The 12,744-nt window shown below is 35.5% G+C and carries 10 protein-coding genes, 4 tRNA genes and 1 pseudogene; 5 read left to right on the top strand and 10 right to left on the bottom strand.

Annotated elements, in window-relative coordinates; all coding sequences use genetic code 11:
- Positions 1–85 precede the first annotated feature (85 nt).
- The 4 genes from ACMFKV_RS04835 to rplU all read right to left on the bottom strand — a co-directional run bounded on the left by ACMFKV_RS04835 (position 86) and on the right by rplU (position 5,276).
- A tRNA-Ser gene (locus ACMFKV_RS04835) sits at positions 86–175 on the bottom strand.
- Positions 176–641: 466 nt separating this feature from the next.
- Positions 642–3,161 (bottom strand): phosphoenolpyruvate--protein phosphotransferase, encoded by a 2,520-nt coding sequence (ptsP, locus tag ACMFKV_RS04830; RefSeq protein WP_413154634.1) that lies wholly within the window; start codon positions 3,159–3,161, stop codon positions 642–644.
- 1,352 nt (positions 3,162–4,513) lie between these two features.
- The gene (gene rpmA / locus ACMFKV_RS04825) at positions 4,514–4,783 is read right to left on the bottom strand and encodes a 50S ribosomal protein L27 (protein ID WP_336288337.1); all 270 of its coding nucleotides are present in this window, start codon (positions 4,781–4,783) and stop codon (positions 4,514–4,516) included.
- Between the two features lie 22 nt (positions 4,784–4,805).
- Positions 4,806–5,276, bottom strand: a complete 471-nt coding sequence (gene rplU, locus ACMFKV_RS04820; RefSeq protein ID WP_413154633.1) for a 50S ribosomal protein L21 — start codon at positions 5,274–5,276, stop codon at positions 4,806–4,808.
- 303 nt (positions 5,277–5,579) lie between these two features.
- Here rplU and ACMFKV_RS04815 point away from each other — a divergent pair.
- Positions 5,580–5,669 (top strand) — tRNA-Ser (locus tag ACMFKV_RS04815).
- Between the two features lie 344 nt (positions 5,670–6,013).
- On the opposite strand, the gene ACMFKV_RS04810 is transcribed toward ACMFKV_RS04815, so the two are convergent.
- Positions 6,014–6,148 (bottom strand): hypothetical protein, encoded by a 135-nt coding sequence (locus tag ACMFKV_RS04810; protein WP_413154632.1) that lies wholly within the window; start codon positions 6,146–6,148, stop codon positions 6,014–6,016.
- A gap of 46 nt (positions 6,149–6,194) precedes the next feature.
- Here ACMFKV_RS04810 and ACMFKV_RS04805 point away from each other — a divergent pair, with 46 nt between their 5' ends.
- On the top strand, positions 6,195–6,476 hold the full coding sequence (locus ACMFKV_RS04805; RefSeq protein WP_413154631.1) for a hypothetical protein: 282 nt from the start codon (positions 6,195–6,197) through the stop codon (positions 6,474–6,476).
- Between the two features lie 2 nt (positions 6,477–6,478).
- Positions 6,479–7,451, top strand: a pseudogene (locus tag ACMFKV_RS04800) (tyrosine-type recombinase/integrase).
- 75 nt (positions 7,452–7,526) lie between these two features.
- On the opposite strand, the gene ACMFKV_RS04795 reads toward ACMFKV_RS04800, so the two are convergent.
- The 5 genes from ACMFKV_RS04795 to ACMFKV_RS04775 form a co-directional block, all read right to left on the bottom strand.
- Positions 7,527–7,603, bottom strand: a tRNA-Arg gene (locus ACMFKV_RS04795).
- 36 nt (positions 7,604–7,639) lie between these two features.
- Positions 7,640–7,945 (bottom strand): ETC complex I subunit, encoded by a 306-nt coding sequence (locus ACMFKV_RS04790; RefSeq protein WP_413154630.1) that lies wholly within the window; start codon positions 7,943–7,945, stop codon positions 7,640–7,642.
- A gap of 92 nt (positions 7,946–8,037) precedes the next feature.
- Positions 8,038–8,114, bottom strand: a tRNA-Pro gene (locus tag ACMFKV_RS04785).
- 797 nt (positions 8,115–8,911) lie between these two features.
- Positions 8,912–9,601: a DnaA regulatory inactivator HdaA gene (gene hdaA / locus ACMFKV_RS04780; RefSeq protein WP_413154629.1), complete on the bottom strand. Its 690-nt coding sequence runs from the start codon at positions 9,599–9,601 to the stop codon at positions 8,912–8,914.
- The gene (locus ACMFKV_RS04775; RefSeq protein ID WP_336288332.1) at positions 9,598–10,809 is read right to left on the bottom strand and encodes an AI-2E family transporter; all 1,212 of its coding nucleotides are present in this window, start codon (positions 10,807–10,809) and stop codon (positions 9,598–9,600) included. Before ACMFKV_RS04775 ends, hdaA begins: the two co-directional genes overlap by 4 nt.
- Positions 10,810–10,973: 164 nt before the next feature.
- Here ACMFKV_RS04775 and purM point away from each other — a divergent pair, with 164 nt between their 5' ends.
- A complete protein-coding gene (gene purM / locus ACMFKV_RS04770) occupies positions 10,974–12,059 on the top strand; it encodes a phosphoribosylformylglycinamidine cyclo-ligase (protein ID WP_336288331.1) in 1,086 nt (361 codons plus the stop codon).
- Positions 12,056–12,667: a phosphoribosylglycinamide formyltransferase gene (purN, locus tag ACMFKV_RS04765; protein ID WP_336288330.1), complete on the top strand. Its 612-nt coding sequence runs from the start codon at positions 12,056–12,058 to the stop codon at positions 12,665–12,667. Before purM ends, purN begins: the two co-directional genes overlap by 4 nt.
- The last annotated feature ends 77 nt before the right edge of the window (positions 12,668–12,744 follow it).

Here is a 12,744-nt window from a genome sequence, read left to right as displayed (position 1 = left end):
AAGATGCAATTAAAATAGTCGAAAAACTATAAAATAGATAAAAAATAACTCATTACAATCGACAAAAATTGATTTTATTAATATTTGGCGGAGAGAGAGGGATTCGAACCCTCGATATGGTTCCCCATATACACGCGTTCCAAGCGTGCGCCTTCAACCACTCGGCCACCTCTCCAGAGCTTTGCACTATACCCAGAAAACAATAACATGCAAGCTTAAACTATACACTCAAAATTCAAAAAATGACTTCATTTATCAAAATGAGATACGAATATTTGTCGAATAACAACTTACCATCCACCTTCAAGAAAAAAATTTTCCGCAGATAAACACCAAAAATCTAGTAGTTGGATCATTAAAAGCTTTAATATTCATCCGTACTACTATTCATCACGAATGAAAAATAGTCTTCAAATTAACATGCTGCACACATTTTTTAAAAATCGAATAATTAAAAATCAGCACCAGACTCTTTATACCACACTACCTATATTTAATAATAAACAAAGAGACTTTTTTTCATTAAGCTATTGAGATCCAAAATTAAAACCTACTTCACGAAAATAATAAACTTTATTTCAAAAAAATTATCTAATCTAATTACTTAAAAAAATTATAAAATTGATCAGTATTTTATTTCATTAAAATTTTTTATCACCTTGTGTCATATCGTTAAGGGCGCGTACAGCCTGTGCAGTTTCACATTGTAATGCTTTTTTTGCCAAAATTTTCATATCTTCAAAACTATGCGCCTGTAAACGCGCTTTTACTGAAGAAATATCGCAAGATATCATGGAGAGTTCATTAATTCCCAATCCAGCCAAAATCATTGCTGCAAAAGGATCTCCCGCCATACTTCCACACACGCTAACCCAACATTTATGCTTTGCTGCACCCTGAATAGTCTGATGGATCATGCGTAAAACTGCTGGATCAAGGCTATCAGCTTCAGATACAAGATAAGGGTTTTGTCGATCAATAGCCATTGTATACTGAGTTAAATCGTTAGTTCCAATCGAAAAAAAATCAACATGAGCACTCAAAATATCTGCCATAATAGCCGCTGCTGGAACTTCAATCATAATACCAAATTTTAATTTTGGAGCACCAATATCGTTCCGAACTTCTTCTGCAATCTTTTTCATAGCAAAAATTTCTGAAACAGACATAACCATTGGAAATAGAATCCATAGATCTCCACCCTCTTTTGCTGCTCGATACAAAGCGCGCAACTGTGGAATCAGAAGATCACGTCGACGTAACAAAAGCCGTGTTCCCCGAACACCTAAAAAGGGATTGTCTTCTTTAGATAAATGTAAATGCGTAACTTGTTTATCACCACCAATATCGAGCGCGCGAATAATCAATGGCTTACCTGCTACAGCTGCAACCATCGCTTGATACACATCAAATTGCGCCTCTTCATCTGGAATGTGTGAATTGTCTAAAAATAAAAATTCTGTGCGCATGAGTCCAATACCTTCAGCTCCCACATTGAGTGCAACAGGAACCTGATTGGCATAATTGACATTAGCCATGATACGAATCCTTTGACCATCTGTCGTTTGTACTGGCAATCCACATACGTGAACCTCACTGCCACGCTTTTGCGCAATAATGTTTATCTGTTTTTGGACATCTTCAACATCTTCAGGAACAGGATCAAGATAAATAAACCCGTTATCACCATCAATAATGGCCTGAATATCGCTCTCAACTGCTAAAATACCAACACCCGCAGCAACAACCATTGGAATGCCAAGAGTACGTGCCAAAATAGCTGTATGAGACATGGGCCCTCCCCATGCTGTCACCAATCCTTGCACTTTTGTACAATCAAGCTGAGCTGCATCAGAAGGAGACAAATCATCTGTAACAAGAATAACCCCGTGTGGAATATCATTTAAAAAAAACGATTTATAAGAGGGGTTGATTTCACCTAAAACACGGCGACCCACATCAACTAAATTAACAGCACGCGCCGCCAACAAAGGATTATCCACCTTAGAAAACATATCTGCAAATTGCCGAACTGTTTTATCCCAAGACCACGCCACACCATGACCTTCTGCCATAAAACGACAAACTTGCGCTATCAGAGTCTCATCCTCAAGCAAAACCATCTGCGCTGAAAAAATTGCAGCAGAATCCGCCCCCATACGGGCTGTAATATCATCAATAACTGATGCTATTTTATGCTTTGTTTTCGCAAGAGCGTTCTCAAGACATGCAACGCCAGTTGCAAAACCAACAGGCTGATCCGTTATAGAAATATCATTCCGTCTTAAAACAAAAATTTTTCCAAGAGATAATCCCGGACTTGCCCCAACACCAGAAATGCCTTTTTGTCCAGAGCGTGGATACCAACCGTGCAAGACTTTGGCTTGAGCTTCCATTTTTTTCATTACACACTTTTCACTTATGCTCACTTTCTTCACAACAGAAATTGCATTCTTAAGCAATTGCTTACCTTCTACAGCATCCGTCGAAAAAGTTAAAACATCACCGTTTTTTACTCCTAATTGCAATAAACCAACAAAATTTTTCATTTCAGCAGCATACTGACCAAGGCGAACTCTGATAGAGCTTTCAATTTTTTTCGCAAAGTCAACCCAAAGCGACGCTGGTCGTGCATGTAGACCACTTGGATAATCTAAAGTCCATTCTTGACATACCGAAAGATCACCAATAAAAACCTTCTCTCTCTTCATATCTTGATTAAACAGAGTGGTAACAATTTGCTGTTTGTCCGTAGTTGTTGAAAGTGTTTCAAGTCGTTCTTTATCAAACAAAAGATGCGTCAGTTTTTTGCAAATCTCTGTATAACGATCTGGACTAGCTGCAATAGCAATAACCAAACGTGCTTTATTTCCCTCTTGCCACTCAACACCAGCAGGAATTTGCACAACAGCGACAGCATCCCTAATAATTAAATCACAATTTTCAACCATTCCATAGGGAATTGCTATACCATTCCCAAGCCAAGTATTTGCTATTGCCTCACGTTTTAGCATGCTGGCTAAATAATATTTGTCAACTGCACCAATCTGTACAAGCAATTCAGCAGCAGCATGAATCGCATCATTTTTATGACTAAAAGCAGCCGCAAGTTTTACAGATTTTATAGATAAGATTTCTATCTCATTAAAATCTGTATTCATTGCTTCTGTCTCCTCGCATCTTATAGGGAATAAAAGGTGTTTTTGATAAAGTTTATTTCAAAGTAGCATTTTTAAAAATATAAAGTATAAGCAGCTATGAAATTTCCTTTATTTAAAAAAATATAATCAAGTAAAATATTAAGACCCTAGTGCAACTTACTAAATTATCAAATATTATCTCTAATGCGCACTGCTCAAAAACATTCACAAGAAAACTTGGCACCTATTATTTATTTTACCAAGCCAAACGCTCAGATACTCATGTACCCAATCAATTTTTAAAAACGTTATCATCATCTCAAGTTATTCAACGTAAATCACTATATTTTTCATATGAGAAAAAAATAACTACTTGCAGTTCCCGTTGATATTCTACGTACGCTCTCTTATTAAGCAGCCTGCTATCGCTTCTCTCCGACTAATTACATAATTTACAAATTGCCACACACAGTTCACTTCTTTAAGTTTGTTGCAACTTAATATTCCACGATACAAAAATGAATCTTGACAATACCGTAAGCTCTCCTTTTTCATATAAGTATCACAATTATACGATATTATCTGCTTCGTGCATAAATTAAATATGACATCAAAAAGCAACGCCATCAGCAGAAAAAATAAGTAAAGCTCTGCAAATAACCTTAATTTTTTCGCACTTCGATAAACAAAATAAAATAATGAAAAAGTGCTATTACCTTAAATTAATCCTCACTATTAAGCTAATGAATTTTATTTTCACAACACTCTAATATAGCTGATCGCACCTTGACCATTACGATGCCATAAAACTAAATTTCTTTAATAGCATATTCCTTATGATAAATTTACTGAAATTCCCTCTATACGTCACACTATCGACGCAACTTTAAGCAGCTTTTATTATTCCTCTTCCACCCTTTTATATATCCATTTTCTCTCTAAACGGCTAATTCAACCAAACCTCATCACCCGCTATATAACTATTATAAAAAACATAAATACCAATAAACCAATCCATTTTCATCAAAATAACCGTAAAAATACCTGCACCAAATTTTTTTACCAATCTCTGAAAAAAATTCAGCAATGTCGTTTTGCATATAAGAAGAGAAAAAATTTCCTGCATTATTATCTATAATTGCCTATCTATCGGAAAGCCCAAATACTACACAAATATTTCCAACACAGATGAAACATAACATCAATCTTCTAGCTCTTTAAGAAAAAGATTTCTCCAGATTCTATTTTTTAATTTCTTGTGCAATCCCTCAACATTTATTGCACTGTAGAAAAAAGGAGAGGTAAAACCCACCTCCCCTTTTAATGCTAAAAAAATTTAATAGATACTGGCTTATTGCAGAGAATACTACTATTTACTCTGCTGTCTCCATCATAGGAATTACTGAGACATATGAGCGGTTACTAGCTTTTCTACGAAAAGAAACCGTTCCATTTGACAATGCAAAAAGTGTATGATCTCTCCCAATACCAACATTATCACCAGCATGCCAGCGCGTACCACGTTGGCGAACAATAATATTTCCAGCAATAACAGTTTCACCACCAAATTTTTTAACGCCAAGACGTTTTGATTCTGAATCGCGGCCATTCCGCGAAGAACCACCAGCTTTTTTATGTGCCATAGATGTTCTCCTTTAATCTTTCTCACTCATCCGACGTCACGACTGAATCTTTTTGCGACACAACCTTTTTCTTAGAAGTTTGCCCAGCAGTTTTCTTGAGAGAATCAGCAGATTTTACTTCCTTTCGTGCAGCAGCTTTTTTTTCAGCCAACTTTTCTGTCGCTTTTTTGGGTTTTAAATCACCAGTCAAGATTTCCAAAACACGAAGCGTCGTTATCTCTTGACGATGACCCCGCGTACGCTTTGAATTTTGGCGACGACGCTTCTTAAATGAAATGACCTTACGCAAACGGCCCTGCTCTACAATTTCAGCCGTGACCATAGCACCAGAGACAACGGGCGCACCAACGGTTGCATTATTTCCCTCACAAACCATCAATACGTCTCTGAATTCAACAATATCACCGATATTTCCAACAATTTTTTCAACTTTTACCAGTTGATTAGCAATAACGCGATATTGCTTCCCACCAGTTTTAATGACTGCGAACATTATGTATCCTTTCGTTCGATCCAGCTCTTATTTCACTTCTAACTTAATTAATAAAGGGAAACAGGCTACTTTTTATCAGTCGTAACAAACTTAAATAGAGTATAAAATAACTGAAAATCGTGCACGCGCAAACCTTCCCACGCTTACACTTTGCTACATATGATAGAATTTTTGTTCTCTGTCAAGAAAAGCCAATAAAAAAGCAAAAAAGGGGTTGTTCTCAGAGTAATTGCAGATTATTTTTTCATCATATATTCACTAAGACTCTACAATGGAAAAATTTTGTTGTGCCTTAGTAATCTTGGAGAGATGGCTGAGTGGTTGAAAGCACCGCACTCGAAATGCGGCATAGGGGCAACTCTATCGGGGGTTCAAATCCCTCTCTCTCCGCCACATCATTAGGTAAAGTAGTGTTATTTTAATTTCCTTACTCAATGTAGTTTACTGTAGCTTACCACTAATGTACAATTTACCACTAGGTTTTGCACAAGTTCATTTTTTCTATTTTAAAAGAGTTTTAAAAAGGCTTTCAAGAGGTCTTTAAAAGAGTTTTTAATCTCCCTCAAAGAATATTGTTTTTTTCTGCCCAAAATCACAGTTTATGATGATCTGCTCTTTAAACTACAATATTATTAAAATGCCAAATGTATAAGATGTGGTGACTTCTTTTATATGAAATTGATTGAAAGTTTTTCAAATCTCTAGCACGTCATTTAAAGTAAGAAGGAGCTTCTCTTTTAATTTTGCACAAGAATCGTTACCATCACCTGATAATCTTCCCGCTTAAACAAATCCTTTCCATAATAATCCTCAACACACCAATAAGGCGGATCAAGGTAAAACAAAACATTTAGGTCGATCATAGGAGGCATAAAATCTGATTAGCGTCATGAGCCATTCTATGATGAATTTGATATTTTGAAGGCTCTGTATAACACAGAAGCTGTAATCAAAATTCTTTATGTAGATAATTCAACAAAATACTGTGAAAATATCAGCGAAAAAGAAGTAAAAAAACAAACAACTGAGGTTGTAAAAATCAAATCCACTAGCGAGTTGTTAATTCATCTCAATAAAATTAAAACACCAGAAACTATAGGAAATACTTATAGTATTGACGATTTTCCATCATTTGAAAATAAGCAAGAAGAACACAGCTTCAACAAAGCTTGTCGCTCTGTTGATGGTATAAAGTTTTAGCCATGCCAAAACGTCGTCCACCTCACCTTGTTCGCGAATGTACTCGCCATGGTAAAATCATCTGGTATGTGCGCATCGATCACGGTTCGCGGTTTTGGATTAAAGGAACCTACGGAACACAAGAATTTGTTGATAATTATACGCTTGCAATCAAAAAAACGCAAAATGGTTCCTCAAAAAATATGAAGCGTACTAGACTTATAGAAGGGTCTTTCGATTGGTTATTGCATCAATATTTACAAAGCATGCAATGGCATAATCAATCAGAATCTACAAAAAAAGTTAAATATAGAATTCTGAATAACGTTTCTAAACTTATTGGTGATCGCTCTTATAAAAGCATAGAAAAGCAACATATTCTTAATGCCGTAACAGCAGGCGCAATACTCTAGCAGCAGCAAAACATTTTTTAACATCTTTAAATGGTCTTTTTAATTGGGCGGTCGATAATGCTCTTTTAAATAAAAATCCTGCCTTTAATATAAAAACACCAAAATCTTTTAACTCAGAAGGATTTACTCCATGGTTAGAGGAAGATATCGACAAATATTACAACAAATGGGCACGTGGTACACATGAACGCGTTTGGATTGACGTGCTTTTGTACATAGGACTGCGACGTGGTGATGCAGCCCATATTAGCTGGAAAGATGTCACAGACAATATCATTCATCTCAAAACAGAAAAAAGCCAATTTTATACGAATGTCTTTCTGCTGATTTTGCCTGAACTCATAGAAACCCTTAAGATTGGTTCTATTGGAAATAAAATATTCATTTGTAGTAAAAATGGAAATAGGCTGTTCAAAAAAAATTTTGGCAACCTATTTTGTGAAGCATGCAATGCGACAGGAATTAATAAATAACACATGGATTAAGAAAATTAGCGGCAATGGCATCCCTTTATACTAAAACGACTGATAGAAAACAGCTCGCAATAGAGCCAATCAAAAAATTACAAGGAAGGTTAGAATAAATGGAAAATAACTTAAAAGAATCAATAAAATAAAAATTCCCAAATTTTTCTATAAACCATTGATTTTATTTAAAATGGCGATCCCGACAGGATTCGAACCTGTGACCCACGGCTTAGAAGGCCGTTGCTCTATCCAGCTGAGCTACGGGACCAACTGATCATTTTCCTCATCTAAAATAGCAGCTTTACTAATGCGTCCAAGATTGCTGTCTATCACTGCGAAAATTATCAGAATAAGAAACAGCACGTCGAATCGGCTTATATGTTTTTTCTACACGATAAGGAATAGAATTTTTGAGTGCAAAAGCAATCGCTTCTTCCTTATTATTAAAGCGAATTTTCACTTGGTTATTGATATCAGATGTTGCCGTATATTTCATAAGAGGCTCAAGCATTTTTGCTTGTGTCGGCTCATACTGCAACAACCAAAAACCAGTACTACCTCTTCCTGACTGCATAGCAGTCTTTGCAGGACTATAAATACGTGCAATCATAGTCTTTCCCTTTAGACCTTACAACGCTTGAGTGATAATCTCTCTACCATACACACTCAATTGAGCCATTCTCTCAAACATCAAACAAAGCATGGTCGGAGCGATAGGATTTGAACCTACGACCCCCTGATCCCAAATCAGGTGCGCTACCAAGCTGCGCTACGCTCCGCCATTTGTATTTATTTGATGCACATTCCCTAAAATTTTCACAACAAAAGTGCAAGGAAAAAACACAGTTTTTTTTAATTTTGTTTCATTTTTTGACAAATAATAACTTTTTTTAGAGTTTCTCCACCCAATGATACATTAATTGATGAAAATTAACGGAATAAAAAATTAATACCCACAAAAAAATTCAATCCACAGAGATAAACAGCTTATTTTCGTATAAAACTCTACAATTGTTCACATTATTTAGGAAATATTCCATAATTATATAAAAAGTATCCAATAGAAATAATTTTAGAAAAAAGTGATTTAAGCATTACAAAAATTTAAGATTTACATTGCTCTATAAATACAAACCTCAATCCTGATTATAAAAAATAGGTAATTTTTCTCGCTTCTTTACACTCTTAATCTCATTTATTTTAAAAATTTTACACTCTTTTACAATGTTAATATCCAAACTGAGAAAAAGAAAATATCTTTACGCTCTAACCATAAAAGTTTTTTACAGCCCTTAAAAATATTTTTTTTCTAAACCAATTTGAAATACACTATGATGTTCATGTAATCTATGAAAAAAATATTATAACATCATAAATTGAAAATCTTTAAAACATTCCAATAATGTATCAGGTTCATCTTAAAAAAAGAGAAAACATTGCCGTGTAGAACAAGAAGCAAATAAAAATAACTGCCCTTCATTCCAGAAAATATAGCATAAACAAAATTTCTTTTTGTAAACTAAAATACCAGCAAAACACTCTACTGTCTTACTGTCTATTTAAAAAAAAGCAATATTTACTGAATTTGCATGTTGAGAACTTCACCAATAACAGTACGTGTTATTTTACTTTTTCTTTGTAATGCTAATTGATCAACAGAATCAATAACACGCTTCAACGAAAATAAAGAACGTTCACAACGACTTACAAGATAATAAATCGTATTTGGATGAACAATAATCTGTCTATCAGAAAAAAGTTTAAAAGCAATAGCTGTTAATAACGCATCATCAGGCTGATCAATCGCAACTAACATAACTGAATTTAGACGACTTTTTAGATCATTTAATTTTAAATTCCACATAGAAGGTACTGTACGTGCAGTTATCAATAAAGTAGCTTGACGCGCATCAAGATTTGCTTGCTTAATACTGTTAATTAAGTGAAAAAGCCCCGTCTCACTGATTTCACCCGCATCAATATCTTCAATTAAAAATGATCTGCCTAAAGAAGCCGCAACAATAGCTTGATCAATTTCATTACGATGAATAGTTAAAGCATGAGCTTTTTTTGCCCATAAATTAGAAAAATGCGTTTTTCCCGATCCTTCTTTTCCAACCAAAATTGCAATAGGCAAAACCCAATTTGGCCAATGATCTATAAGCTGAAAAGCCATACGATTGCTTTCCGTCACTACCAAGTCATCAAATTGGAAAACTGATGTATAAGGAAAGTCTAAGGGCAATTGCTTTTCACGATCATTCATTTTAGTGGCTCCGAATCTTCACTTTGCAAATACATTTGAGAGTTCAGATAGGTATGAAGAGCAAAACGAACCAAAACACCAACAGCTGCTGCCGCAGGAACAGCAACAAGCATACCTGTAAAACCAAATAATGAAGAAAAAGCAAAAAGTGCAAACATCAACCACACTGGATGCAGCCCTACAGATGAGCCTACAAGCTTTGGTTGAAGAATATAACCCTCAATAAATTGACCAATAAAAAGGATAGCTATAACAACAATGATATAACCCCAATTATTTGGATAAAATTGAACCCATGCGACACCAGCAGATAAAACAAAGCCACACATTGTACCAATATAAGGAATAAAGCTAATAAGACCGATAAACATACCAATCAAAAGACCAAAATTGAGCCCTGTAACAGTCAGACCAATAGCATAATATCCCCCCAATATTAAACACGACGTTCCCTGTCCGCGAATAAATCCAGCAACTGCCCTATCCATTTCATGAAAAATACCACGAACAGTTTCAAGATGATCGCGTGGAATCCACGAATCAATTGCTGCAACCATGCGTGGCCAATCCAATAGCATATAAAATGCTACCACAGGTGCTACTACGAAGAGACTAACAACGTTAACTATAGATTTTCCTGACTTCAAAAGTGAATTCAAAAGGGATGTAATAAAATCAGAGCTTTGTCCTAAAAGTCCTGTAATATTAGTCTGTAACTCTTTTGGATCACTACCAAAATAGCGTCTAACCCAATCAAAATCATACTCAACAAAAAAAGTTTGAATACGACTAACATAAATCGGCAAGCCATCACTCATAAACTGTTGTATTTGCCAACTGATAATAGGAATCAAAATGATTAAAGCAGCGACAAAAATAATAACAATGAACAAAGTAATCAGGATAGTACCCAAAACACGACAAATACCAACTTTTTCAAGCAATTGAACAATAGGATTAAGAAAGTAAGCCAATGCAATCCCTGCTACAAAAGGAAGCAACACTGATCCAAAGAGAAACATAAAAAGAATGAAAAAAAGCAATGTTCCGAGCCAGAAAAAAATTTGTTTTTTCATATTGTTCGGTAATGGCACTTGAGCATAAGCAGGCACATAAGCCGCATAACGACCATGAATCTTATTTTCACGAATTTTCTTTTTCATTATCTGCGAAGCAGAGTTATCATGATTATCTGGTATCTTACTCATAAATATCTCAAAAAACTCTTCTACAAAAGATTATAAATTTCTTCACCATGGGTCAAGCAAAGTCACTTATTTCTTAAATACTAAATATCAATATCTCTTGCAGATATAATTTTATCATGGCATTGCATAACATCAAAATCTGGTTTTTCCTAAGGAAGGTTCTCATGAGCAATCAAGATTTAATAAATAATAACCCTGATAATGGTCTTACCTATGCAAAAGCTGGTGTGAATATCGATATGGGAAACGCCATGGTAGAAAAAATTAAACCCTATGTCCGCTCAACAAAACGAGCAGGCGCAGACGTAGAAATTGGAGGCTTTGGTGGTCTCTTTGATTTAAAAGCAGCAGGATTCACAGATCCTATTCTCGTAGCTGCTAATGATGGCGTAGGAACAAAGTTAAAAATTGCTATTGAAGTAGGTATTCATAATACTGTTGGGATCGACCTCGTAGCCATGTGTGTTAATGATTTGCTCGTACAAGGTGCTGAGCCGCTCTTTTTTCTCGATTACTTTGCCACTGGAAAGCTTAATCCTGAACAAGGTGCTGCAATTGTCTCTGGCATTGCAGCAGGCTGCCAACAGGCGGGTGCAGCCCTTATTGGAGGAGAAACTGCAGAAATGCCTGATATGTATGCGAAGGAAGATTATGATTTAGCAGGCTTTGCGGTAGGAGCAGCAGAACGGAGTTCATTATTACCTTCAAAAGACATTACAGAAGGTGATGTTATTTTAGGTCTTAGCTCATCTGGAATTCATTCTAACGGCTTTTCTCTCGTCAGACGAATCGTTCAACAAAGTGACCTAAAATGGGATAATTCTGCTCCTTTTAATCCCCAAATGAGCCTTGGCACAGCGCTACTCACACCAACACGCATTTATGTAAAATCACTCTTATCCACTATACGAAATTACGAAGGAATCAAAGCTCTTGCCCATATTACAGGAGGAGGATTTCCTGAAAATATTCCACGCGTAATTCCATCCTCTCTCTGCGCTGAAATTAATCTTTCTGCTATTAATGTTCCACCAGTCTTTTCATGGATTGCCAAACAAGGAAAAATAGGAGAAACAGAGATGTTACGAACATTCAATTGCGGCATTGGTATGGTTATTATCGTAGAGCAATATGCTGTTGAAAAAATTACACAAGCACTTGAAATGCAAGGAGAAACCGTTACTTTGCTTGGTGTTTTAACAAAACGTGAAGATAAAGGGATTTTCTGTAAAGGTGTACTGCATTTATGAAAAAACAAATTGTTGTTTTTATTTCTGGTAATGGATCCAACATGGTTGCCCTCGCTAAAGCGAGCAAACAAAAAGAGTACCCTGCCGAAATCGTCGCTGTTATTTGTGATAAACCTCATGCACCTGGCATTGAAAAAGCACGTAACAATAATTTGCCTATTCATGTTATTGACCGCAAAAGTTATCCAACTAAAGAAGCGCATGAAGAATCTATTTTTACAATTTTAGCTCAATATCAACCAGATTTTATCTGCTTTGCTGGTTATATGCGCCTCATTTCATCAAATTTTGTAAAACTTTACGAAGGAAAAATTTTAAACATTCATCCTTCTCTTCTTCCTTCATTTAAAGGTTTAAATACTCATGAAAGAGTCTTACAAGCAGGTGTTAAAATTACTGGATGTACTGTTCATCTTGTTACAGAGGATATGGATGCAGGAAAAATTCTTGCCCAAGCAGCCGTTCCAGTATGTCCCAATGATACTGCAGATAGCTTAGCACAGAGGGTTCTGAAAGCTGAACATGAACTTTATCCAAAAGCCTTGCAAGCTTTCATCGAAAGAAATGAAAATATGACAGATGCACAACAACAACTTTTCTCTTTTTGAGAACATTAATCGGTATGTTCCAATATTGCGCCTTAATTTATCATTAGTTTTATAGTTTGAATTATATAAAAGTGCTG

It is taken from the genome of Bartonella propinqua (genome assembly GCF_047263965.1).
Classification (GTDB): Bacteria; Pseudomonadota; Alphaproteobacteria; order Rhizobiales; family Rhizobiaceae; genus Bartonella.
Note: the sequence above shows the minus strand (reverse complement) of the source record. Positions and strands in the feature narration are given on the sequence as shown.

What these genes read in the sequence shown, in the direction of transcription:
- ptsP (WP_413154634.1), bottom strand. Translation starts at nt 3,161, where the DNA reads ATGAATACAGATTTTAATGAGATAGAAATCTTATCTATAAAATCTGTA.
- rpmA (WP_336288337.1), bottom strand. Translation starts at nt 4,783, where the DNA reads ATGGCACATAAAAAAGCTGGTGGTTCTTCGCGGAATGGCCGCGATTCA.
- rplU (WP_413154633.1), bottom strand. Translation starts at nt 5,276, where the DNA reads ATGTTCGCAGTCATTAAAACTGGTGGGAAGCAATATCGCGTTATTGCT.
- ACMFKV_RS04810 (WP_413154632.1), bottom strand. Translation starts at nt 6,148, where the DNA reads ATGCCTCCTATGATCGACCTAAATGTTTTGTTTTACCTTGATCCGCCT.
- ACMFKV_RS04790 (WP_413154630.1), bottom strand. Translation starts at nt 7,945, where the DNA reads ATGATTGCACGTATTTATAGTCCTGCAAAGACTGCTATGCAGTCAGGA.
- hdaA (WP_413154629.1), bottom strand. Translation starts at nt 9,601, where the DNA reads ATGAATGATCGTGAAAAGCAATTGCCCTTAGACTTTCCTTATACATCA.
- ACMFKV_RS04775 (WP_336288332.1), bottom strand. Translation starts at nt 10,809, where the DNA reads ATGAGTAAGATACCAGATAATCATGATAACTCTGCTTCGCAGATAATG.
- purM (WP_336288331.1), top strand. Translation starts at nt 10,974, where the DNA reads ATGAGCAATCAAGATTTAATAAATAATAACCCTGATAATGGTCTTACC.
- purN (WP_336288330.1), top strand. Translation starts at nt 12,056, where the DNA reads ATGAAAAAACAAATTGTTGTTTTTATTTCTGGTAATGGATCCAACATG.